Origin of the sequence: Ensifer sp. ENS10, assembly GCF_014852025.1 — a bacterium.
In the GTDB taxonomy this organism is placed as follows: Bacteria; Pseudomonadota; Alphaproteobacteria; order Rhizobiales; family Rhizobiaceae; genus Ensifer.
The window spans coordinates 1-23,255 of the sequence record NZ_JACVAS010000021.1 but is presented as its reverse complement, the minus strand read 5'-3'; the positions used below and the strand labels follow the sequence as shown (position 1 = coordinate 23,255).

At 60.2% G+C, this 23,255-nt stretch carries 22 protein-coding genes and 1 pseudogene; 12 read left to right on the top strand and 11 right to left on the bottom strand.

The window, feature by feature from the left end:
• Positions 1-23 precede the first annotated feature (23 nt).
• Genes IB265_RS35665 through IB265_RS35655 form a run of 3 tightly spaced genes read right to left on the bottom strand, consistent with a single transcriptional unit; the run spans position 24 to position 2,601 of the window.
• A complete protein-coding gene (locus IB265_RS35665; RefSeq protein WP_192496169.1) occupies positions 24-800 on the bottom strand; it encodes an SDR family oxidoreductase in 777 nt (258 codons plus the stop codon).
• Position 801: 1 nt separating this feature from the next.
• A complete protein-coding gene (denD, locus tag IB265_RS35660) occupies positions 802-1,785 on the bottom strand; it encodes a D-erythronate dehydrogenase (protein ID WP_112995782.1) in 984 nt (327 codons plus the stop codon).
• Positions 1,786-1,824: 39 nt separating this feature from the next.
• The gene (locus IB265_RS35655) at positions 1,825-2,601 is read right to left on the bottom strand and encodes a FadR/GntR family transcriptional regulator (protein WP_192496175.1); all 777 of its coding nucleotides are present in this window, start codon (positions 2,599-2,601) and stop codon (positions 1,825-1,827) included.
• Positions 2,602-3,165: 564 nt separating this feature from the next.
• On the opposite strand from IB265_RS35655, the gene IB265_RS35650 reads away from it, so the two are divergent.
• Positions 3,166-3,369: a hypothetical protein gene (locus IB265_RS35650; RefSeq protein WP_113737382.1), complete on the top strand. Its 204-nt coding sequence runs from the start codon at positions 3,166-3,168 to the stop codon at positions 3,367-3,369.
• A 1,291-nt stretch (positions 3,370-4,660) separates the two neighbouring features.
• On the opposite strand, the gene IB265_RS35645 is transcribed toward IB265_RS35650, so the two are convergent.
• The 3 genes from IB265_RS35645 to IB265_RS35635 all read right to left on the bottom strand — a co-directional run bounded on the left by IB265_RS35645 (position 4,661) and on the right by IB265_RS35635 (position 6,471).
• Positions 4,661-5,155 (bottom strand): ferritin-like domain-containing protein, encoded by a 495-nt coding sequence (locus IB265_RS35645; protein WP_057250112.1) that lies wholly within the window; start codon positions 5,153-5,155, stop codon positions 4,661-4,663.
• Between the two features lie 174 nt (positions 5,156-5,329).
• Positions 5,330-5,530, bottom strand: a complete 201-nt coding sequence (locus IB265_RS37945) for a DUF982 domain-containing protein (protein WP_192496168.1) — start codon at positions 5,528-5,530, stop codon at positions 5,330-5,332.
• A gap of 338 nt (positions 5,531-5,868) precedes the next feature.
• Entirely contained in the window at positions 5,869-6,471 is a 603-nt protein-coding gene (locus IB265_RS35635; protein WP_309140596.1) for a hypothetical protein, read from the bottom strand.
• 610 nt (positions 6,472-7,081) lie between these two features.
• Between IB265_RS35635 and IB265_RS35630 the strand changes: the two genes are divergently transcribed.
• From IB265_RS35630 to IB265_RS35615, 4 genes and pseudogenes are all read left to right on the top strand, one after another.
• The gene (locus IB265_RS35630; protein WP_082615811.1) at positions 7,082-7,267 is read left to right on the top strand and encodes a hypothetical protein; all 186 of its coding nucleotides are present in this window, start codon (positions 7,082-7,084) and stop codon (positions 7,265-7,267) included.
• Between the two features lie 654 nt (positions 7,268-7,921).
• Positions 7,922-8,211: pseudogene (locus IB265_RS35625) on the top strand (PepSY domain-containing protein).
• Between the two features lie 29 nt (positions 8,212-8,240).
• The gene (locus IB265_RS35620) at positions 8,241-8,846 is read left to right on the top strand and encodes a general stress protein (protein WP_192496167.1); all 606 of its coding nucleotides are present in this window, start codon (positions 8,241-8,243) and stop codon (positions 8,844-8,846) included.
• Between the two features lie 628 nt (positions 8,847-9,474).
• The gene (locus tag IB265_RS35615) at positions 9,475-9,723 is read left to right on the top strand and encodes a hypothetical protein (RefSeq protein ID WP_192496166.1); all 249 of its coding nucleotides are present in this window, start codon (positions 9,475-9,477) and stop codon (positions 9,721-9,723) included.
• A 485-nt stretch (positions 9,724-10,208) separates the two neighbouring features.
• Here the strand turns inward: IB265_RS35615 and IB265_RS35610 are convergent, their stop codons facing one another.
• Positions 10,209-10,685: an Hsp20 family protein gene (locus tag IB265_RS35610; protein WP_057250097.1), complete on the bottom strand. Its 477-nt coding sequence runs from the start codon at positions 10,683-10,685 to the stop codon at positions 10,209-10,211.
• Positions 10,686-11,034: 349 nt separating this feature from the next.
• On the opposite strand from IB265_RS35610, the gene IB265_RS35605 reads away from it, so the two are divergent.
• Complete coding sequence (locus tag IB265_RS35605; protein WP_192496165.1) at positions 11,035-11,337, top strand: DUF982 domain-containing protein; 303 nt, start codon at positions 11,035-11,037, stop codon at positions 11,335-11,337.
• A gap of 244 nt (positions 11,338-11,581) precedes the next feature.
• Positions 11,582-11,803, top strand: coding sequence for a PAN domain-containing protein (locus tag IB265_RS35600; RefSeq protein ID WP_246806165.1), 222 nt, complete (start codon positions 11,582-11,584; stop codon positions 11,801-11,803).
• Positions 11,804-11,967: 164 nt separating this feature from the next.
• On the opposite strand, the gene IB265_RS35595 is transcribed toward IB265_RS35600, so the two are convergent.
• The 3 genes from IB265_RS35595 to IB265_RS35585 are packed head-to-tail and all read right to left on the bottom strand — an operon-like array spanning position 11,968 to position 17,430.
• On the bottom strand, positions 11,968-15,234 hold the full coding sequence (locus IB265_RS35595; protein ID WP_192496164.1) for an error-prone DNA polymerase: 3,267 nt from the start codon (positions 15,232-15,234) through the stop codon (positions 11,968-11,970).
• Positions 15,231-16,754, bottom strand: a complete 1,524-nt coding sequence (locus IB265_RS35590; RefSeq protein ID WP_192496163.1) for a DNA polymerase Y family protein — start codon at positions 16,752-16,754, stop codon at positions 15,231-15,233. Before IB265_RS35590 ends, IB265_RS35595 begins: the two co-directional genes overlap by 4 nt.
• Positions 16,669-17,430 (bottom strand): ImuA family protein, encoded by a 762-nt coding sequence (locus IB265_RS35585; protein ID WP_192496162.1) that lies wholly within the window; start codon positions 17,428-17,430, stop codon positions 16,669-16,671. Before IB265_RS35585 ends, IB265_RS35590 begins: the two co-directional genes overlap by 86 nt.
• Positions 17,431-17,660: 230 nt before the next feature.
• Here IB265_RS35585 and IB265_RS35580 point away from each other — a divergent pair, with 230 nt between their 5' ends.
• Both IB265_RS35580 and dinB read left to right on the top strand, forming a co-directional pair.
• Entirely contained in the window at positions 17,661-18,332 is a 672-nt protein-coding gene (locus IB265_RS35580) for an SOS response-associated peptidase (protein WP_192496161.1), read from the top strand.
• Between the two features lie 7 nt (positions 18,333-18,339).
• Entirely contained in the window at positions 18,340-19,425 is a 1,086-nt protein-coding gene (gene dinB / locus IB265_RS35575; protein WP_309140595.1) for a DNA polymerase IV, read from the top strand.
• 70 nt (positions 19,426-19,495) lie between these two features.
• On the opposite strand, the gene panD is transcribed toward dinB, so the two are convergent.
• Positions 19,496-19,948: an aspartate 1-decarboxylase gene (gene panD, locus IB265_RS35570; RefSeq protein WP_057250088.1), complete on the bottom strand. Its 453-nt coding sequence runs from the start codon at positions 19,946-19,948 to the stop codon at positions 19,496-19,498.
• Positions 19,949-20,563: 615 nt separating this feature from the next.
• On the opposite strand from panD, the gene IB265_RS35565 reads away from it, so the two are divergent.
• The 3 genes from IB265_RS35565 to IB265_RS35555 all read left to right on the top strand — a co-directional run bounded on the left by IB265_RS35565 (position 20,564) and on the right by IB265_RS35555 (position 23,118).
• A complete protein-coding gene (locus tag IB265_RS35565; protein ID WP_082615807.1) occupies positions 20,564-20,869 on the top strand; it encodes a DUF982 domain-containing protein in 306 nt (101 codons plus the stop codon).
• Between the two features lie 143 nt (positions 20,870-21,012).
• Complete coding sequence (locus IB265_RS35560) at positions 21,013-21,354, top strand: hypothetical protein (protein ID WP_156414627.1); 342 nt, start codon at positions 21,013-21,015, stop codon at positions 21,352-21,354.
• Between the two features lie 456 nt (positions 21,355-21,810).
• Complete coding sequence (locus IB265_RS35555; RefSeq protein ID WP_192496160.1) at positions 21,811-23,118, top strand: hypothetical protein; 1,308 nt, start codon at positions 21,811-21,813, stop codon at positions 23,116-23,118.
• The last annotated feature ends 137 nt before the right edge of the window (positions 23,119-23,255 follow it).

The window sequence follows — 23,255 nt, the reverse complement described above, 5'->3', positions numbered from 1 at the left end:
GTCCAGTTTCCTCTCGACCGCCCTTACCCCCGCCCCACCAGCGGCATCTTCGTCGCCATGACCGTCATCGTCAGCACATTCGCCTCCAGTGGCAGGCTTGCCATGTAGACAACAGCCGCGGCGATATGGGCGACCGGGATCGTCGGCTCACTGGCGGTCTCGCCATTAGCCTGCAACACCCCGGAATTCATCTTCGACGTCATGTCGGTCGCGGCATTGCCGATATCGATCTGGCCGCAGGCGATGTCATACTTGCGCCCGTCGAGTGCGGTCGACTTGGTCAACCCCGTGATCGCATGCTTGGTTGCCGTGTAAGGTGCTGAGTTCGGCCGCGGCGTCTGGGCCGAAATCGAGCCGTTGTTGATGATCCGCCCGCCGCGCGGCGCCTGCGCCTTCATCAGCCGGAACGCCTGCTGCGTGCAGAGAAAGGCACCCGTCAGGTTTGCGGCAAGAATGCCGCTCCATTGCTCGAAGGTCACCTCTTCCAACGGCACGACCGGCACATTGGAGCCGGCATTGTTGACCAGGAGGTCGAGCCGGCCGAACTCGGTGCGGATCGCCTCGAAAAGGCGGACGACCGCATTGGGATCGCCGATATCGGCCCTGACACCCCGCACGGTTCCTCCCGTTTGCGCCGCTATGCCGCCAGCTGCTTTATCGAGCACGTCGGCGCGCCGGCCGGCGATGACGATGGTATAACCCTCCGCACTTAAGGCCTCGGCGATCCCGCGTCCGAGGCCCGTGCCGCCGCCAGTCACCAATGCGATCTTGCCTTCGCCGGATTTTAAAGCGCGAACCATCTCAGATATGTCCTCCGAGTTCATCTTCGATATGGATCCTGATGATCTCATCGAAGTTGGTTTCGGCTTTGAAACCCAGTTCGCAAGCACGCCGCGCGTCGAAATCGGTCGGCCAGCCTGAAACAATCGAGCGGATAACCGGGTCGGGCTCACGGCGGACGAGCTTGACGGCCTTCTCACCGGCTACACGCCGAAGGGCCTGGATCTCTTCACCAACGAGGGCGGAAAGGCCGGGCATGGTCAGATTGCGTCTCGGGCCGATCGCGGATGTATCCATCCGCGCGGCATGAATGAAGAACCCGACGGCCGAACGCGGGCTTGCAAACCAGTGGCGTACGTTCTCGTCCACCGGCAACACCGCCTCCTGACCTGCCAGCGGCTCGCGGAGAATATTGGAAAAGAAGCCGGACGCCGCTTTGTTGGGTTTGCCGGGGCGGATGCAGATCGTCGGCAGGCGGATGCCGACGCCATCGAAAATGCCGCGCCTCGAATAGTCGGCGAGAAGCAGTTCGCAGATCGCCTTTTGCGTGCCGTAGCTCGTCAGTGGCGTGGTAAGGAACTCGTCGCCGATCTTTTCCGGGAAAGGCCTTCCGAAAACGGCGATCGACGACGCGAAGATGACCCGCGGAACGTAGGGCTCCCGCAAACTCTCGTGGCGGATCGCCTCGAACAGCGCCCGCGTTCCGTCAAGATTGACCTTGTAGCCCTTGTCGAAATCAGTCTCGGCCTCACCGGAAACGATCGCCGCGAGATGGAAGATCACGTCGGGCCGCAAACCGACGACTTTCTCGGCGGCGTCATCGGTCGAAAGATCAAGCACGAGTGTCTTTGCAATTGGCGACAGCCCCTGAGGCACAGGCGGCTCGATCACGTCCACCAGCGTCAGCCTAGAAATATCGTAGCCAAGCACGCCTTCCTCTGAGGCGAACTTCTCCACCAACTTGCGACCGACCATCCCGGCCGCTCCGATCACCATGACATCCATTTTCGACGAACCTCCCCGTCTGCCGCCGGCTCAGCCGGATCAGCCTGCCATCTTGCTCTTGCTCTTTTCCCGGTTTTTCTGCCCGCTCCCCGCGAGCAATTCCTTCGTCGTGTCGTAGATCCGGGTCAGATGCCGGCCAAATGCAGCGATTACCGCGTCCCGGTCGCGCCGCTCCAGTGCCTCCACGATCTCGGTGTGGTCGTCATAGCTGGCATCGATCGCGCCTGGCCGTGACATGGCGCTGCGCCGATAGTCCATCATGTAGGTGTAGAGATCGGTGACGAAATCGGCGAGCAGCGGGTTTCCGCAAGCCCGATAGATCGCCATGTGGAATTCGCGGTCGCAGATCAGAAAGCGCATGGCGTCATCGCCACACAGCTTCTGCGCTTCGAGCAGGCTTTTGAGCTTGCCCAGCGTCTCTTCGTCAATCATGTCAGCTGCATCGCCGACGACCTTCAGCTCGATATGCAGCCGGGCCGCATGAACATCGTCAAGATCGTAGCTGTCGATGGCGTTGGGGGAAGCGATGGTAACGGTGAGATGGCTGAGATCGACATTGCAGACCCGCGTGCGACTGCCCTGAGACACCTCGACGATACCGCGCGCAGCCAGCGTCTGGATGGCACCGCGCACCGTCTCACGGCTGACATGAAGCACGTTGGCGAGCTCCCTTTCCCCCGGCAAGACGTCGCCGGGGCGCAGCATGTTGGTGGCGATCAGGACCATCAGCTTGTCGGCGATGAGGTCACGGGCCGTGCGCCGGTCGAGACTCTGCCCGACCTTTGGCATTTGCGTGAGTATCGGGCTGCCGTCCATCGCCGTCACCGCCTCCAACTGACCCACTGGTTGGTCCAGCAGATCAGTTTCTCCATGGAGCCGTGAAAAGTATGACTAGTCAAGACAGGTTCGTTGCTGCATCGCATCAAAGATCGGCCCTGGAACGGCGTCGCTGCCGGTCACCTCGCGCTTCGGCGGCTAGGGGAAGCCGAAGTCGCAGCGGCCCTTATCGTCGAGCACGACGGCCTCGCCGTCGAGGATCATGGAGGTCCCCAGTTAGCAAAGCCGCCAGTGCGACGGCCGTTCCATATCGCGCGATTTTAATGCGGCGCCCGCGTGCCACCATTCAAGTCGTAGCCCATCATGCTCCCAGCCGGCGTCATGCCGTGCGGGAATGGCGGCCTGTTTTCTAACAAGGAGGTACTACACATGGCTCGGGACACTCTTACCGTCGCCTAGGCGTCGTTGCCTGCCATCCCCACCCACGATCAGGTGAAACCGATCAGCGTCATAACCGCACGGCAGGTTTGCTTAGACATCAAAAGATTTGAACATCATCGGCGGTCACACGTTATATCCTTGACCACGAGGCGAGGTTTTCCAATGTCTATTCATACGCGAGATATCGGCGAAGCGGTACTCGGGCTGTTCCATTTGCATCATTTCGATGAGCCGCGGCTGAGCGACGATCAGCGGCTGCTGATCGAGGCTTATCGGTCGGGACAGGTTCCAGAAGCCGCATGGCAGGAGCATCTGACGCTCGATCCTGAGCTTGCTCGTTACTGGCGGTCAGATGCAAAACACTGAGCATCTGATCGGGATGTGCCTACAGGAGTTCGGCGTCGGGACTTCGAATCCATATCGCACGATCCTCAAGCTGCGCCTGCGAGCGCCATTCCAATCATAGCCATAGCCTACGTTCGGCGTCGACGGCGGCTCCGGCCAAGGTGGAGGTCCAGCATCAGTCGGACCAGCCATCTCTGACATCCGGTGTCGCCACGAACTCATCCATATGTTCGACGGCGTATTCGAGTGAGAGCAGTTGCCGCGTTCGGTGAGGCCGTCAAGCAGCGCGCCCATGCCGACAGATCCGGCATCAGATCCACGATTTTGGTGCCACCGCCGCTTGAGGGCGGTGAAACGTCGATGGAGGAGCAAGCTTCATTCCATGCGTCTCGTATGCCGCTCATGAATAGATGGAGCGCCTCCCGAGCCAGCCACTCGCCTTCACCGCTTTGCCATCCATGACCCTCTCGAAGACCTCTGAAATCACAGTAAAGCCTTCAGGAAGGATGTATCCGGATTGCCGTTGATCAAACATGGCGCAACCTCCTCCAATTGGGGCGAAAGCGCTTATGATCTCTCAGCCGCCGGAGCCCGCAGCACTGTCCGGCGATGAGCAAAATATGCGCCGACAAAGCGCCTCTGACAACGTTCGGGGATCACAGCCTTTGTCGCATCGTTTTCGCTGCTTCGCGACACGACTCCAGCAGGTTCTCTTTTCCCATGCCGCGGATTGCGCCGCAGCGCCTGCACTGGATCAATTCTCTCGTCTCCATCTCGGAGAACGTAAGCCGCTCTCGCGTCCCGCACTTCTGGCACTGAATTTTAAGCTGTCGGAGTCATCCACTGCTGCCTCCCGTTGCTTTCAAATTACCCCCACAACCTGGCCCACTGAAAGGGAATTTCAAGATGACCTATCGCCTACCGCTGGAATGGTTCCAGCCGGTGAAGATGTCGCGTATCATCGCGCGTTGAGTGCCGGCGCTTATCGAGCCTCAGAACTCGACAAGGAGCACTATCACCTCATCGTAGAGGGATCTGGCAACGTGGTCCGCGGCACACGATTGCCGACAACCTGAACACCGCCGCCGACGACGGCCCACGCATCAAAGTTCTGAGTGTCGCGTCTACCAGCGATGACGGTTGGGTTGTTTCCGCTGCTGGTCCGGGGTTCGGCAAACGCCGACCTTCTCGAACGCGGAATTGACAACCATCACCGCCTGCCAAATCCAGCCGGCTCTCCGGCGGGGAAAGGTCGCTGCTACCAAGCCGCAAATATGAAGCGGGTAGTACGGTCAGGGCCCCCTTTGTTTCGTCACGCCGCCCTTGAACGCGCCGAGGTTTTGTTAATCGACGTTACAGCCAAGTTGGTGAGCTTGTTGTTCGTCGCCTTCTCTTGGTCGAGGATCTCACTCAGAAGCTTGTGCGCCTCATCATGGCCGAGGTCCTTGGCCCATTCCCGAAGCGAGCCATAGCGGGCGATCTCGTAGTGCTCGACAGCTTGGCAAGCGGCCAGAAGACCCACGTCCAACGCGGTCCCTTTAGCCTCTTTCATCAAACCGTCGGCCTCCTTGATCAGACCCTCGATAGCGTCGCATTTTTCGCCAGATGCCGTTTTGCCGATCGACTTGAAGACCTGCTCCAGCTTCTTGATCTGGTCCCTCGTCTCCAAAAGGTGTTCCTCGGCCGCCTTCTTCAGTTCGGCGCTATTCGCTGCCTTAGCGACCTTTGGAAGCGCCTTCGTGATAGCGTTCTCGGCGAAGTAGAGATCCTGCAGCGTGTGTTCGAAAATATCAGCCAGCGATTTCATAAACTTTCTCCTTCGCAATGAAATGCAGGGCTCGGGAGGCTTCGTAAAAAACGATGTAAACAGTAACCACCGTGGAAGATCCCAGATTTCTCTGACCTCCCGCGGCGTCGGCGGCTGTGCAAGAGCATCATTAGAAAGCCTGCTAACGACCATTTCCACCAATCGTTGCTGGCTTCAGCGCAAAACCCCTGCATCACGGGCGGCTTTCTCGAACGCCAACCGGGCCATGTAACCAGGCACATCACCATTGACAGCTTCGAGACAGGCGGTCAAAGCCGCCTGATATGCGGGATCGGACTTGGATCCAGACCAATTGTTCTGCAAAACCGCTGCCGCTTGACTGGCCGATCCAAACCAACAAGTGGTGGTATGCATCGGGCAGACAGATCACGACACTTTCATTCCAGGGTGCCGGTTGTTTGCCCCCTGCCCTCTCTATATCGCGTCCGTACCGTTCCTCGCGTTCCCAACGATCCTCTGCCATGACGTTCTCCTTCTCGAACGTCTCCAAATCGCCAAAACAGAATCGTGTTCCCGATATCGTTCAGTCGCCGGCTCGTGCACCAATAGCGCTGAAACAGGGGGCGCGCATATGCGCAGCGCGGTTACCGCCTTCGTCCGCCGACGTCGACATTGCTGTTATCTGCATCTCACTACGCACGTGATCCCGCAATTGGCCCAGAGACACGTGACAAGATCGAGCCTTGTTATACTCAGATCTGCACCGGCTTGATCGTGCCGACCGATATCTCACCTTTCAACAGGCCGCGTACCAGTCCTGCTTTTGCATGTTCGACTTCGATGACCGTGTATAGTTTTTCGTCCCGAAACGCGCTCGCATCCGAGGTGCTGACACCTTCGGCAGGGGCGGCGTCGACCTCCATATAGTCGAGTTCGCACGCGGACGCGACGATGCGGGCGTCCCCAGACGTGCGGGCAGCGACCACGACTTCGCCCTGGTTAAGTGCGCTCTGCCATCGAGGATCGGATTGTGCGGCGATCGGCACCAAGCGGTAGACGTTCAGTGTTTCAGCACCAGAATCGCTCGAGGCTCGGCATGCGTCGGCAATTTGAGCCTTGCTTTCCACCGATCTGCCAAATTCCGTGTGGCTTTCGCCGGTGGACTTCGCCTCGTCACCATATTGCGCATTGTTGGACATCGTCATCTCTTTCGTCGTTGAGTCAGAAACATTAATTTGCACGGAAAGTTCCCTTCCCTCGAGTGGCTGGCCTGAGGGCCTTTCGCAAATCGGCGCGGCGGCAAGCGCGGCTCCGCCGGTCGCGACAGGGATCAGAAGAGTTGAGGATGTGTCCATGGCAAACACCGTTCACGGACGCTACATTGCTTAGCGCCTTCGAGAGGCGGCAAGCGGAAGAGTCAGGCTCAGAGCTAAGACCGCGACAGAGATGATGAAGGGTAGGTTCGGCCACGATTGTCGTGGCGGCGTAGTCGAAGCGGCTGTCCGCGGGCAACAAGTGAAAAACCCGCGCCCCGGTCTCCGGTGGGAAGCTGCCGGCTGAGGAACATTTCGCAGGACCGGAAGTTTGCACGGCAGTAACAACAGAGCAGGCGTTAGTGCTTCAGCGGCACGATCGCTCCTGCAGAAATGAGCCCGAGGCGAGGCCAAGATCATGACATATGTTGCATCCCCCAGAACCCAGAAAGGTACTGCGGAGCGGCTTGCCGACTGCTACCAGTGCGTTTCGTCCACACTTTCAACTCACGACCCGACAGGTGCTTTGCGAGATTTCGACACCGATTTGATCACTGCCGCGGTACAGGCCGGATGGGATGAAGACGAGATACGCGCGGCTTTAAACGGTATTCGGTCGGGCAATGCGGTCGCGAGCGCGAATGCAGAAGGGCCTGAACTTAGCCCGGACCCCAGGCAAACGCTGTCTTCCGATCCTGCCTTCACTGAAACAGTGAAGGGACCGGCGTTTGAGGGCCGCGAGTCAGCGCAGGGCTTGCAAGAGAGCGCTGAAAGAGAAGAGCGACGGATCGAATGCCAGAAAGGAAGTCCCTTGGCCAAGGGGGAAGAACGCTTCGAGGAACGATCGAGGAGCTCGGACGGCAGAAGCGCGGGAGAGAAACAAAATCCTGGAGGATGAAAATCTTACACCTCACCTGCCAAGCGATCGCCAAGACCCGCCTGAGGATAAATTCTCAGCAATGCTTTGGTTTCGGGCTTCATGTCTAAAAGGAAGGCCGCTGACGGTCGCCGGCGAATACCGAAACTCGCGCCGTTCGAGTTCGCGCCACCACTGAGAGACTTGTTGGGACGCCCGCTGGTTGGGTTGGTTGTCCCGGCTAGCCAGACTATGTTCGACACGGGTGCGAGTTTGGAATGATATGACGGTGGACGTCCCGCTGTCCGAGATTACGTTCGCGCGCGGGCGAGGGCGCCACCCGAGACGCGTGCCGCCCTCGATCCCTGAAAAGAGCCTCCGCCAAATTGGTCGGAGGCTCAGTCAGGACGGCTGATCGCCCAAGCGACATCCGCAGCCGGCGAGACTGCGGCAGACGATCGTTAATTAGAAGATACTTATATTTCTCGTTAACAAGTCGGCACATCGGGTGACGCTCAGACAGGCTACAGCGCCCCATACTGGAGGTCGAAGGCCAAATTCGCGTTCAAGCGCGATTGAGTGGTAATCCCGTTCAATGATCCCCGAGTGCCTCTGCGCCGGAACCAAATCGCACCCCCAGGGTTCGAGAGCCGGATCAATCCGATTTACAAGCAGAGGCCACGTTCATGAACCCCCATGACTATCGTTGCGGCGGCGCTGATGAGCGCTGTAACCGCCGCTGCGTTTGCGCAAACGACGCCTTCGACGAACGGAAACACGCCGGCAGCCACCACGCCCGACTCGCAAACACCCACTGTGCCCGTGGAGGGAGCTAACAGTTTCACCGAGCGGATAGAGGCCGCCGGCTACACCGATGTCACCGCACTCAAGCTCGATGACAAGGGTGTGTGGCAAGCAAACGCGAAGAAAGGACAGTAAGTCCGTGACCGTCGCCCTCGACCCAAGACAATGTGACAGCCCAATAAGGTAAAACCCAAAGCTAGGGAGACTGAAGATGAGAACCGTGACAGGTCTTTTTGACGATTATGAAACGGCGCGAGATGCGGTGCGTGATCTCGAGGCGGCGGGCATACCGCCCGATGATATCAGCATTATCGCCAACAACAGCGGCGATTGGTATTCCGACGATACCTCCGACGCCGCCGGAGGCGCCAGCGCCGGAGCGGGTCTTGGTGCCGCGGGAGGTGGCATTGTTGGACTTCTCACTGGACTTGGACTTATGGCCATCCCTGGGGTGGGACCGGTTGTCGCGGCCGGTTGGCTGGCATCGACCGCCGCAGGCGCCGCGGCTGGCGCTGTTGCCGGCGGTGCGGCAGGTGGCATCATCGGCGGACTGACCGAAACCGGCGTGGATGAAGACGACGCGCACGTTTACGCCGAAGGCGTTCGGCGCGGCGGAACCCTGGTGACGGCGCGGGTCGAGCATGATCTCGTCGCCCAAGCCGAAACAATCTTGCAACAACGGGATCGGGTTGATCTCGCCGCTCGTCGCAGCGCTTACACTGAGGAGGGATGGTCGCATTTTGACGAGGACGCCGATCCTTACACCGTGGATCAGGTCGAACGCGAGCGCGAGCGGTATCGCAGCATGATGCCCTAACCGACTTTCGCGGCGAGCCGAGAGGGCCGCGGAGGCCACTCCGGCCGCAGCCGCCTTTTCCATGCCATGCCGCCCGAGCCGACCTGTCAGATATCGTTCCAGATGTCCCGCGTCGCTTGCTTCTTGGTGGGCCGGCGCGGCTTCTAATGAACCGCCACTTGGCGAGGACTTTCTTTGGCGTCCGGTCTCAGCTTCTCTGGAAGTACATCTCGCGCAGACTTCCGGATAACGTCGATCGCCGCCTCCGTCGCGTGGCTGACAGCATTACCGGTAATCCCCAGTGCCCGTTTGCTACTGCGGGCGCCCTTGCCGGCCGCATCGGCTATGTCGCCTCGTTCCTCGACAAGCACTGCGGCCGCTGCGGCCACGGCGGCCGTCAGGGCTTTGGCAGCACACTCCTACCGATATCGCTTGCCAGAAGCCCTTTTACGACTCCCGTCTTCCGGATAGGTTTTGGGACTTCGTAGCCAGCAAGCTTCTTCGGGATCTTGCTCTTCTAGGCCATGACACCCTCCACGATGTGACCGCTGACAACCGGCAAATTGTAGTTTGGTTCCGCGAGAACACCGCTTCGGAACCGATGGCGCCGTCATCAGTTTGTCTTGCGCACTCGACAGGAGATACAAGCATGGCCAAAGACGACGATTTAAAAGCGGGCTTCACCGGCACACCCGATGAACCTCTCGCCGGCGTCCGTAAGGCTGCCCAAACAGCCACTGAAGCAGTGAGGCGAGAGACAAGCGCGGTAGCGACCGCAGCAGCAGAACATCCTCACACCGCCACCACTCTGGGAGTGCTTATTGGCGCCCTCGCCTTCACCATCGGCTATGTTTTGGGAAGGTCATCGGTCGATAGCGGGCGGGGCTACTGGCGATAAAAGAGGACCCGACCGGCGTGCGGCTTTGAACGATTTCACGGATGAAAACCCGTATCCTGGCGCGCAGGACCGCAGCCCAAGGACCCGGAGCTGCGGTTTTGTTTGTCGGGATTTCGTGCGAACGACGGCTGAGCCAGCGGTCGAGCGAACGACTTGCAATGGAGACGACCGCGTGTTGCACCGTCGTCAGGGCGCCAGGCACTCTTCACAGATGCCACAGCCATCTGCATCCATGCTCGTGGCCGGGCGCTTCTTTCGACAACAGAGGCAGGTGACAATATCCGGCGCGCTCCAGTTGTAATGCTTGGGTGGTGTGATTTGAATTGTGGTGTCGGGAGCTACTTGTTTACCCAGTTGTTCCATCTGGAGGCTCCATGTCGAAGACGCCATTTTCGCTAGCGGGGGGTGCATGAACGGCAGCCTACCTTTCCAACCCGGGTTCTAGATGGGCGCCAGGAGAACGGCGCCCAGTTCGTCGAGATCACCTATGCGGCATTTGATGCTTCGATTTGCGTCGGAGCTTGTGACTGTTCAAACACCGCAGCACTTTCGATCGCGATTTTGCGTGGCTTCATCTCCTCCGGGATTTCCCGCACGAGATCGATCTCCAGGAGACCGTTGTTCAGGTCAGCGCCGATCACCCGCACGTGGTCGGCAAGCTCGAACCGGTGCTCAAACGGTCGCCCGGCGATCCCGCGGTGCAGATAGGCTTCTGACGAGGATTCCTGCTTCTTGCCGACGACCGTCAGAAGGTTGGTTTGAAACGTGATGTCGAGATCGTCTCGCGTAAAACCGGCGACCGCAATCGAGATCCGATAGCTATCGTCACCCGTCTTGACGATGTCGTAGGGCGGCCAATCGCTCATCGAACGGGCCCGCTGGGCGTTTTCGAGCAGACTGAAGAGCCGGTCGAACCCGACGGTCGATCGGAAAAGCGGTGCGTAGTCGTAAGTTGTTGCCATAACCATATCCTCCTTGAGCAACATGGATATTGGAAGCGCCGAAAGACGACACTTCCAGCAAGTCCAGCCCTGATTCTAGCGGCTGGCGACAAGCGATTTGGTTTAGCAAAAGTTCAGTTTCAAGGGCTCTGAAAGAAAAAATGAGGGCGGCATAAGCGTCGCTCAAGACAGGCCGCTCAGCGGATGCACGCTGCTCCAGACAAGTGGCAGGGGGCGTCAGATCGGTCAAGGGGCTTGGCACGGAACATTCATTGAGAGCGCTTGAACTCAAGGGGCTGCGAAATTAAATTTTTGACGGGCGCATCACGCGCCTTCCTTGTTGAAAACCCGCGAATTCAGTGAGGTAGAAATGCACACGAAGATGTTTGACCGGCCAGTTTACCTGCGTGAAAGGAAGGATCTGGTCCTCGAAATTACCAATCTCGACGACGCGATCGATTTCCTTGAGGAGTGGTCCAAAGGAGATCGCGACATCATCCACGACGCGACCCTGAAGACGTGCTATCTGGCCCATGACGGGCACAAGCCCGTTCGGGTGGCGCGAGACGCATTCCGCTCCTTCGCGAAGAAGAAGGGCATACTCGCGAAAGCTCCCGCGGTTCTGCCGTGGATGGTCAAGACCAAGTCCGGTGGCGGTAGGATTTCACCCTAAACTGACCATCAACAGTGAGAGGCTGCGCTTGCGGCCTCTCTGCCCCTCGTTCCCGACATTCTGCGACTTCGGACGCATGAAACGAGAACATCTCGCGATGTGCGCCGAACATGACCGCTCGAGACCAAGAAGCCGCCGCGCGCAAATAGCGCAAGCTTGGCGTAATGAGCGCGCAGAAGCGCACGGTCTGGAGCCGGATAGTTGAACTGACCCCAAAAAGTTGGATGCCACTTTTTGAGTTGATATGAAGGATTCGGAGAAGCAGAAGTTGGCGGCCGTGGAGGCCTACATCGAGGGCTGCCAAGGGCTGATCGATCCGAAGACGGCGCGGTTCGATCTACCTGAAGGCGATCTGGGGGTCCGTGCGTATATTTTGAACGCAACGCCTTTGCAGTGCCTACTGGCCTGCATCGACAATGACCGGTGTGTTGCGTTCACCTACATCAAGAAAAAGAGGGAATGCTGAAGGGCGCTGTCGGCACACCTCTTTTCAAATCCGGCATGATTTCCGGTATGAAAACTTTCCAAACCTTCGCGCCAGCGAAGATTGTCGGCCTCGACTGACGCGGCCGCGTTTCGCCCGACTTGAAAGGATACGAGTCGTCGTCCTGCGAAGGGTCGACTTTCCCCTCACCGAAAGTCCCGCGTCTTCACCTTGATCGCATCGAGATGCAGATAGGGATCCACGATGTCGCGAGGCCGCGGCCCTTTCGGCAGCCCGCGCGGATCGGGCGTCGGCGCCCCATGATGAAACTCGTCACCTCGCCCATGCGGAAGCGGAAAGCCGGCATCCCGATCGCCGACGCTGGCAAGCTCTGCGGATAGATCGGTCAGCCGATGGGCGACGAGATGCACCACCTCGCCTTCCCGCTGGATACGGCCATAGACGCCGAGCATGCCTGCACCAAGCACCACGCGGCGATACTTCTCGAAGGTCTTTGCCCAGATGACGAGGTTGGCAATGCCGGTCTCATCCTCGATGGTGATGAACATCACACCCTTGGCCGAGCCCGGCCGCTGGCGGACGAGCACCAAGCCCGCGGCTTCCAACCATTTTCCGTCGCGCGTCAGCATCGCGTCGCGGCAGGTGACGTTGCGACGTTTCGAAAGATCAGCGCGCAGGAACGAGAGCGGATGGTTGCGCAGCGTCAGCCCGACATGCCCATAGTCCTCCACCACCTCCGCACCCGAAGTCATGGGCCTCAGCGCCACAAAGGGTTCATCGAGTTCGGCGACAGTCCGGCTTTCACGGGCCGAAGCGGCGGCAAAGAGCGGCAGCGGCTCGTCACGCAATGCCTTGATCGCCCATAGCGCCTCGCGCCGCGCAAGCCCCAGCGAAGGTTGGAAGGCGTCGGCGTCGGCAAGCTCGACGAGCGAGGCAGCCGGCACGCCTGCCCGGCGCCAGAGATCGTCGACGCTCTCGAAAGATCGTTCCTCGCGCGCGGCAACTATTGCCGCAGCATCGGTGTTCGCGAGCCCCTTGATCATGCGAAAGCCGAGACGAACGGCAAGACGGCTTTCATCGGCCGTTGCCTCGAGCGTGCAATCCCAGCGGCTGGCGTTCACACAAACCGGGCGGACTTCGACACTGTGGTCGCGCGCATCCCGCACGATCTGGGCCGGGGCGTAAAATCCCATCGGCTGAGCGTTGAGGAGAGCCGCACAGAAGACGTCCGGATGCCAGCATTTCAGCCAGGAAGAAGCATAGGCAATCAGCGCAAAGGAGGCGGCGTGGCTTTCAGGAAAGCCGTAGCTTCCGAACCCTTCGAGCTGCTTGAAGGTCTTCACGGCAAAGTCCGGTTCATAGCCGTTTGCGACCATGCCCCGGACAAGCTTCTCGCCGAACTTCGAGACACCACCTGTATGCTTGAAGGTCGCCATGGCGCGCCTGAGCTGATCGGCTTCTCCGGGCGTGAAGCCGGCGCACTCGATCGCGACCCGCATCGCCTGTTCCTGGAAGAGCGGCACGCCGAGCGTCTTGCCAAGAACCTGCTCCAGTTCCGGCTTCGGATAGACAACCGCCTCTTTTCCCTCGCGCCGACGAAGATAGGGATGCACCATGTCGCCCTGGATCGGGCCGGGCCGCACGATCGCCACCTCGATAACGAGGTCATAGAAGGTGCGCGGCTTGATCCTCGGCAGCATCGACATCTGCGCGCGGCTCTCGATCTGGAAGGTGCCGAGCGTGTCGGCACGCCTGATCATCGCGTAGGTGCGCGGGTCTTCGGCCGGGATGCTCGCGAGATCGAGATTGATGCCCTTGTGCAGGGCGAGAAGATCAAAGCCGCGCTTCATGCAGGAGAGCATGCCGAGCGCCAGGCAATCGACCTTCATGAACTTGAGGATATCGATATCGTCCTTGTCCCATTCGATGACCTGACGGTCGGCCATGGCGGCCGGCTCGATCGGGACGAGTTCGTCGAGGCGGTCATGGGTCAAAACGAAGCCGCCCGGATGCTGCGACAGGTGGCGAGGTGCTCCCATCAGCTGCCGTGCCAGGTCCAGCGTCAGGCGCAATCGCCGGTCAGAAAGATTGAGATTGAGCTCCTCGGCATGTTTCTCGCCGACGTCCTCGCCCCAGCCCCAGACCTGTGACGACAGCATCTTCGTCATGTCCTCAGGCAGCCCAAGCGCCTTGCCGACATCCCGAATGGCGCCCTTCGACCGGTAGCGGATAACCGTCGAGCAAAGGGCCGCGTGATCGCGGCCATAGGTCTCGAACACCCATTGCATCACGATCTCGCGGCGCTCGTGCTCGAAGTCGACGTCGATGTCAGGCGGCTCGCGCCGCTCCTCGGAAACAAAGCGCTCGAAGAGAAGGTCGTTTATGTCAGGGTCGATCGAAGTAATGCCAAGCACATAGCAGACGGACGAATTGGCAGCCGATCCCCTGCCCTGGCAGAGAATGTCTCTTGAACGGGCAAAACGTACGATCGCGTTCACCGTCAGGAAGTAGGGCGCATATTGAAGCTTCTCGATTAGTCGAAGTTCGTGCTCGAGGTTCTTTCGGACCTTGGCCGGCAACCCTTCGGGATAGCGCCAGGCAGCGCCCTCCCAGGTGAGTTGCGCCAGCGTCTGTTGCGCCGTCAGCTCCGGGTTGGATCGCTCCTCCGGATATTGATAGGCGAGCTCGTCGAGCGAAAAGCGGCACCGCTCCATGATCTCGATGGTGCGGCCCAGGGCTTCGGGGTAGCGCGCAAAGAGGCGCGCCATTTCTTCGGGCGGCTTCAGGTAGCGGTCGGCGTGCCGCTCGCGGCGGAAACCGGCCTCGTCGATTGTGATGTTGTGTCGAATGCAGGTGACGACATCCTGCAGGATGCGGCGCTCGGGCACATGAAACAGCACATCATTGGTGACGACCGTCGGCACCCCGATCGAAATCGCCATGTTGGAAAGCTGGTGAAGCCGCAACTGGTCGTTCGGCCGGCGGCGCAGCGTCAGCGCCAAGTAAGAACGATCGCCAAACGCTTCCTTCAGACGCCGTAGGCGCAACGCGCAGTCCTCATCAGCAGCATCGGGAATGAGGACGGCGATCAGTCCTTCGCCATAGGCAACGAGATCGGACCAGTCGAGCCGGCATTTCGCCTTGCCGCCGCGCTTCTTGCCGAGCGACAGCAGCCGGCAAAGTCGCGCATAGGCCGGCCGGTCTGTCGGATAGACGAGCACCGAGAGGTCGCCTTCAAGATCGAGGCGGCAGCCGACGACCAGCCGAACGCCAGCATCCTTGGCCGCCTGATGGGCGCGCACGATGCCGGCAAGACTGTTGCGGTCGGCCACCGCCAGCGCCTCGATGCCGAGCGCTGCTGCGCATTGAAACAGCTCTTCACAGGAGGAAGCACCGCGCAGGAATGAGAAATGGGAGGTAGCCTGCAGCTCGGCATAGCGCGGCGTCGTCATCCGAAGATCCCGTGCAGGAACCATTGGTGGCTGCCGGTCTCGCTGTGTTCGCCGTCGCCTGCGCGATATATCCAGTAGCGCTCGCCGGCGTCGTCCTCGACCTGGAAATAGTCGCGCACGGCGACGAGCTCGGCGTCACGTTTCCACCACTCGCCGAAGACGCGCTCCGGCCCATCGGCGCGTCTCACCCGCCGGCGCACGCCGCGCCAGGTGAAGCTGACCGGCGGATGATCGGGAAGCAGCGCCATCGTCTCGATCGGTTCGGGATGGACAAGCAGGCGCACCGGCCTTGGCCAATGGCCGGGCCAGGTCTGGCCTTCGTCCGGCGCCATCGGCGCGATGCGGTTGATGGAGCGCTCGGGCACGTCGCTTGCAACCGGTGCAAAGCGATAGAGCCGACGTGCGCCGATACGGTTTCCCAAGATGTCGATCAGGCCGGAAACATCGGCGTCCGGCTCATCGACCAGCGAAGAGATGATCTGGCTCGCCACAAGCGGTTCGGCGTGGGTTGCCGTCAGCGACATGATCTCGATCCCGAAGCCAGGGTCGATCGTTTCGATCCGATCGGTAATAAGCCGCGTCAAGCGCTTGGCGTCGCGAACAGGGGTCGCGGTACCTGCGCGGATCGCCTGGTAGGTGTTGTCGACGCGATGGAAGAGAAGATCGACGCGACGCGCGCCAAGACCCTTTTCTTCCAGTACCCGACAGAGCATGAGCACCAGCTTGGCTGTATAGCGCGCGATGGTCTCGGCAGCCGCAATTGGTTCACCAAAGGAGCGGCGAACCTCGATGAGATCGGGCGTGCGCACCGGGTCGATCGGTTCGACAGTCTTTCCCAGGGCCTGGTCGAGACGACGGCCAAGCTCCGGTCCAAATCGGAGAGCAAGCGGCGCCCGCGGCACGCCGGCCACCTCGCCGATCGTGTTGAAGCCAAGCACGCGAAGGCCATGAACGATTGCCGGATCGAGGCGCAGCGCTGCGATCGGTAGGTTCTGGATGATGTTCTCCTGCGCGCACGGCGCGATGACAAGCGTCGGATGAGCGAGAAACCGGGCGCCGGCATGGGCCGCCCCCCACGTATCGGCAACGGCAGCCCGTGCTTCGATGCCGGATCCGAAGAATCGGTTGACCATGCCCGAAAGCATCAGGTCTTCGCCGCCATGCAGGTGATCGGCACCGGTCGTGTCGATCACCAAGCCGTCGGGCGGGTCGGCAGCGACGATCGGCGCGTAGCGCTGCAGCGCCCAGAGCGCCAGGCGTTCGAGCGCTTCTGCATCAGCCGCCGGATCGGCGTCCATGACGACAAGATTTGTGACGAGCGCCTGGGCCTTCGTGGCAGCCATGCCCGGCCTCAGGTTAGCGGCTATCGCCGCAGCATTCGCCGAGAGCACCACGCGCCGGCGTTTTTCGCGACCGACGAGGACGAGAGGCGTTTCAGCCGGTGGCGCTGCGTCGCCGAGCTTGCGCCTCAGGCGATCCGTGGACCAGCTCGGGAGGAAGAGCGATACGACCCTTGGCATCTGGGGCCTCCACTTCGAAATCTGCACTTTCGCCGGCGCGGCAGCGGATAAGTTCGACCAGCCAACGCGCGCGGCCGACGCCTGGAACCGGCAAGGGGGCCGACGGCAGGACGGACACCCGCCAGCGCGTGACCGATGCCGTCGGCTGCCCGAAATCCGAAGCCTCGGCCTGTCGTCGCCAGCGGCGGATCGCGATACCCATCGTGCCTGAGCTTTCGGCCGCAAGCTGCAAGCGGCGTGAAGAGGTCATCGAAAGGCGGGCGAGTTCGCCGACGACGGCCCCAAGTCCGCCGTGGCGAAGCCCTTCTTCCATGCAGGCGAGAAGCGCCTTTTCGTCGCCGGCCTCCACATAGATGACGCGGCTCGGCGAAAGACCTACTTGAGCCAGCGCCGGCGCGAAGAGATCCGGCCGCGTCACGCACCAGAGCACCTTGCCCTTCGAGCGGGCGGCAATGCCCGCCGAAAAGAGGGCGGCTGCAGCGCCGTCGATTGCACCGTTGCCGCCGCCGGCGACCTCATGCAACGAACCGAGTGTGAGCCCGCCGCCCGGCAAGCGCCGATCAATCTCGACGACACCAAACGGCAGGACCTGCCGTCCACGGCCGCTCGTGCCCTCGAGGCGCTGGATGCGCTGGCGAAGTGCTGAGACGACGATATTGTCGACTGGACGGGACATTTTGGAAGGAACAACTCCTCAGGGCTATGCATTAGCGCTTCCTGTTGATATGTTCTCTATTTGTTCCTATTTGGGTTGCGAGTCAACGAAGTTCAGAAAAGAGCCTGTTGATTGCGATCCGCACGGAGACGCGGCCTCGCGCAGACGGATGCGTCGGCCGCCGGGAACGGCGACAGAGGCGCGCGGGCGCTGGTATGAAGGACGATGAGAAAAGCGGAGGATCAGAGCCCGTGTGCAATCTCTACAACATCACGACGACACGCGATGCCGTGATCGCATTCACCAAAGCCTTCCGCGACAAGGCCGGCTGGAACCAGCCATCCTATGACGTTTATCCCGGCTACCAGGCGCCGGTTGTTCGCATCGGCGACGACGGTCAACGCGAGATCACGCGTGTCACCTGGGGCATGCCCTCGCCGCCGGCTTTCGTGAAGAACTACGATCCAGGCGTCACCAACATCCGAAACGTCACCTCTCCGCACTGGAGACGCTGGCTCGGGCCAACCAGTCGCTGCGTCGTACCCTTCACCTCCTTTGCCGAGCCGGATCCGGCAAGCTTAGTTCCCGGCGGGAAAATCCCGAACTCCTGGTTTGCCGGCAACAAAGAGCGGCCGCTGATGTTCTTCGCCGGCTTCTGGACACCGTGGAAGGGTGTCAGGCGCGTGCGCTATGGTGAGCGCGAATATGAGCTTTTCGGCTTCCTCACCACATCCCCGAACGAGATCGTCGCGCCGATCCATCAAAAGGCCATGCCGGTGATCCTGACCACACCTGAAGAGGTCGACCTGTGGCTCACCGGATCCTGGGATGAGGTGAAGCACCTGCAGCGGCCGCTTCCGGGCAACATGCTTGTTGTCGTCGAGCCGCCTGCGCCATCGCCGGGCGAGGAACTATTGCTGTGAGCCAGCCGTGACAGATACTTTCAGGCAGCCGCGCAAGATCATCCATGTCGATATGGATGCCTTCTACGCCTCGGTGGAGCAGCGGGACAATCCCGAGCTTCGCGGGCTTCCGATCGCCGTCGGCTTTGGCGAGGCCCGCGGAGTGGTGGCAGCCGCGAGCTATGAGGCGCGCAAGTACGGCGTCCATTCGGCCATGCCGTCCGTCACGGCCAAGCGGAAATGCCCGGATCTGGTTTTCGTGAGGCCGCGGTTCGATGCTTACCGCGCAGTCTCACAGCAGATCCACGCGATCTTTGCCGAATACACACCATTGATCGAACCGCTCTCGCTCGACGAGGCCTATCTGGATGTTACCGAGAACCTCAAGGGAATGGAGGTTGCGACCGAGATCGCCGAGGAGATCCGCGCAAAGATCAGGGCAAGGACAGGCTTGACCGCTTCGGCCGGCGTTTCCTACAACAAGTTCCTTGCCAAGATGGCTTCCGACCAGAGGAAGCCGGACGGCCTCTTCGTCATCACCCCGAAGAACGGTCCGGCTTTCGTCGAGGCGCTGCCCGTCAAGAAATTCCATGGCGTCGGCCCGGCAACCGCCGAGCGCATGCACAAGCTCGGCATCGAAACGGGCGCCGATCTGAAGGCTCACGATATCGCCTTCCTGCAGCAACACTTCGGAAAATCAGGGCCTTACTTCTACTGGATCGCCCGCGGTATCGACGAGCGCCAGGTGAAGGCCGACCGGGTGCGCAAGTCCATCGGTGCGGAAGACACGTTCTTAGTGGACGTCCACGATTTTGAAACCGCGCGAGCCGGTCTCGAACCGCTGATCGAAAAGGTCTGGCGCTATTGCGAGGCGAGCGGCATTCGCGCCAAGACCGCTACGCTCAAGGTAAAGTGGGCGGATTTCACGCAGATCACGCGAAGCAAGACAACTGCAGCACCGATCGCGAGTGCCGCCGAGCTTGCCGCGGTCATGACGATGCTGTTGTCTCCGCTCTTCCCTGCTCCGAAAGGCATCCGGTTGCTGGGCGTGACCCTGTCGTCGCTTGAACCAGCCAAACTCGAAAGCGCGCCGCAGTTCTCATTAGCGCTTTGAGGAAGACGCAAAAGGCCGGCCGCGCCAGAGACCACGGGGCCTGACATGCTTGCGGACTCTCAGCGAACCATCAGCTACCGGACACCATGAGCGGTATGGGCAACGCCGTCTCAGCCTCGTCGAGGATTTCGAAGGTGTATTTGCTCGATGCATCGACCCCCACCGAGTAGCAGAGGCGATCCTGCACGTGGTTGTTCTCGTCGAAGGTCAGCACTTTCGGCTTTAAGGAAGTAAGCCGGCTTTCGTCGAGGTAGACCGAGTTGCATATGATGATCTGGTCGCCGGGCTGGCAGGTCCTTGCGGCCGCACCATTGAGGATGCAGCACCTGGATCCGCGCTCACCGAGGATGACGTAAGTGGAGATGCGCGCGCCGGAATTCTTGTTCCAGATCTCGACGAACTCCATCGGCAAGATGCCGGCCTCCTCACAGTGGTCCGGGTCAAGAGTTATCGACCCATGATAGTTGAGGTTCGCCTCGGTGACATAAATGCCATGGAGCTTCCCTGCGACCAGCTTTCTCATGCTTTTTCACGCCTCGCGGTTGATCAGGTTCCTCGCGCCTTGGCGCTGCCGACCGACGCGGAGATCTTCGCGCTCCGACAATCGCCAAGCGGAAATTGAAAAGAAAGCCCCGCCGGGGAAGGCGGGGCAAGGTTCGCACCCAGATGGCTCTCTGAACGCGGGGAAGAAAAACTCCATCGGCCGAGCCGATGCACTCAGATACGAACAAAGGTCCCCGCAAGGAAGGTCGCTTTCGGCAATTCCGGTACGGTTTTGCTAATATATCAACCTGCTCAAATGACGACCCCGGATCTCGTGACACTCGGTGCCCGCCACAAAAGCGCCGAGTATTCCTGATCGCTGCTTACCTGCATCCGGAGGCGGTTTGCGCGGCAGCGATCAGACAAGCTCCATCGTCCTTCCGTAGTCCGCCGCGGACATCTCGCGATAGCCCATGGCCGGAGGCCGGCACTAGGTTCCCTCACCGCGTTCTCGCAATCCGTACGGCGAATGTACTAGGCCTGTCCCCCGAGATGACTACTGTATCAACGTTGAAGGATGGGGCTTGTCGCTATATAATTTCATTTCTAATTTATGTTAATTTTTCAATCCGTTAACCTGCGGAAGGAGGACATTATGCGCCTTCCTGAGATACCTTGGGCGGTCCCGTTATCTGTTCGTTTGCAGTCAGGATCGAACCGCATTTTCGCATCGGTCTACGACGCGCTGGATTTTCTGGAACATGAATGGCCGATACGGCACGGACAAGGCTATGAACGAGCCATGATAACGTGCCGCTGTGCGTTGAATCGCTCCGTTCCAGCAGCGGTCGCCCGAGATGCCTTCATCGGTGCGTGTTTGGAGGCTGGCATGGCAACGTCAGCGGTTGCTGCCCACTACCATGCGCGCTCGGGACCCCACGGCAACAAGCCATTGACCTGACAAACGCCAATTTGCGCACGAAAACCGCATCGCACCGACAAGCAGGAAAGTCGGGTTCCAAGTCATCGAGACCTGGCATTGGAGTTCGTTGCACCACATAGCCGCTCTGCCCCGGTTACTCAGCTACTGGAAACCTTGTTCCCGTGGCGAGCCATCTCGGTGAAGAAAGAGGGTCTGGACGAGTGCCTCGCGAGTTTTCCTGGTTCCAAGGCGCGCTGCGCATCGTGGAACATGTCGCTGGCAGCCTCGTTCTTCTTCAGTACGAATGGGAAGAGCGATGTGGCGACGAAACGACTATGGTTCACCTGAAGAACGAGCATCCGGGATGTTTCCTGTTTGGCTCATCCTGTTCGGGCTTTGTGCTGTTCTGGTTTATTTGGCCGTGGGCGGAGCGCTCCTGGGAGATGGCGCCCCGCAAGCTGTCTTCCTGCCACCCGTTGCTGGTGACTAGTCTCCAACAACGGCGGACGGTCGGGATCGAGTAGTCCGATGGGAGGCGACACACATGTCGATAACGGTCCTGATAGCAGCCGCGTGTGTGACATTTGGCGTCGTATGTATGGCATGGGCGGCGCTTGGCCGACGCCCTCTCAGCGATCCACAGGACACAAAGCCGACACTTGAACCCAAAGGGCAGGGTTTGCGCTTTCTCGGCTTGCCCAGAAACGCGCTCGGCCTCGGCCTGATCTTGATCGGGTTGGCGTTGTTTGTTGTGTACGCCTGGACAGATTGAATTTCGGCCGAGGATCCCTTCCTGCTTGGCCATAACCGCCTCACCCAATGTTCGCGCGCATTGCTAACCTGTTTTTGGACAGGAGATCTGCATCCAATTCTTCATGGTCTGATGCGAACCCCGACGTCACGGCGAAGAATCCGGCCTTTATTCCGCCCGTTTCTTCATACTCTTTTAAGGAATACATTCCTTTTGCGGAGAGCTGACCATGGCGATCGGCGCATCCCAACGTTTGCACGACGGGGTCGCTGCCGTCGAGACGATGACGCGGTTTGCCGTAGCGGTTCTTGCCCTTGCCTCAGGCGTCTACACATACCTCGGTGTACGCAGCATCCTGGATGGCTCGCCGACTGCGGTGTTCTTTGCTGCGGTCATCTACTCGGCTTCTGTCTCGGTCGGAATCTACGCCTTTTGGTCCTATATGGCCCGCTTCTATCCGCATATCACCACCCATAGGGGCCGCGCCTCCATGCTCGGCGTCATGGCGCTTGGCGCGGCCATGATCCTGGCTATGTCTAGCTGGCTGAATGCGGCGGCGCTCGCGGGTTCTGCCGCGCTCGAGCAGCATCTTGCAGAAACCGTTGAAGACTATACGGCAGACCTTGACCAGGCCCACCAGAACGCGCTGGCCGCCCAAAGCCTTTTGCCCGACATCCAGCGCGCATCCGAACGGTTTGCTCAGCTTGCTCAATCTGAACGGCAATCGGGCGCCCTCACCGGCACAACAGGTTCAGGAAGCGTCGTGCAGCTGCTGTCTCAAATGTCAGCACAGATGAAAGATCTCGAAAGCGGGATCAACGCCTCACGCGAACAGGTGACGACCTTGTTCAATCAAGGACAAAAGCGGCTGGAGGCTATGCGCACCCTGGTCTCGGCGCCCGGTGCAATCGAGCCGCGCGCCGATCAATTCTCCTCGGAAGTCGTAGCGCTCACAGGCGTCATAGCCTCGCTCGGGCAGACGTCCATCGCACCTTCGATCCGTCGCGCGGCCGACGATCTTTCTCTCGGCTTTATTGCTCCGGTTGCTGACGGTGGTGATGCAGACCTTGTCGACCGTCAGGACAGAGTAATGGCAACCGTGCGCGCTTCAGTGGCGGCTCAGTCGAAGGTGCTTTCTGAGGCTGCCGACGAGATCCTTGCGCGCACACCGGTTAAGGAACACCGGTTCGTGCCATTGTCATCTGCAGAAGCGGTGTTGCGCTACGCCGCCGACTTCATTCCCGCCTGGGCAGGCGCCGTCTCCATCGATCTCCTGCCCGGCGTCTTGGTCTTCATTCTGGCCGTCGTCCATGGCGCAATCCGCAAACAGGAGGAAAGCATGCCGTTTGCGGAGCGCATCACGGCGGCCGAACTCTTGCAGGCTTTGGAAGTGCGGCATGCCTTGACGAATAACGGGGTAAACCTCGAACAGGCCGTTGCGGAGCCGGAACCGGAGAAAGGGCTAGAGGAACCAAACAACATCACCAGTCTCGATCCACGAACACGTCCGAAGGATCGATCGAATGAGGATCGATGAACCGATCAGGATGCGTATTCCGGTGAAGTCGGCCGCTGATTCCGAAACGAAGCCGGCCACCTATTCCGATTTCATTCCGGCCACCATTCCGATCTGAAGCCGGCCAGTTGATGCTCCCCTGGGTCGTTGTTTTGCAT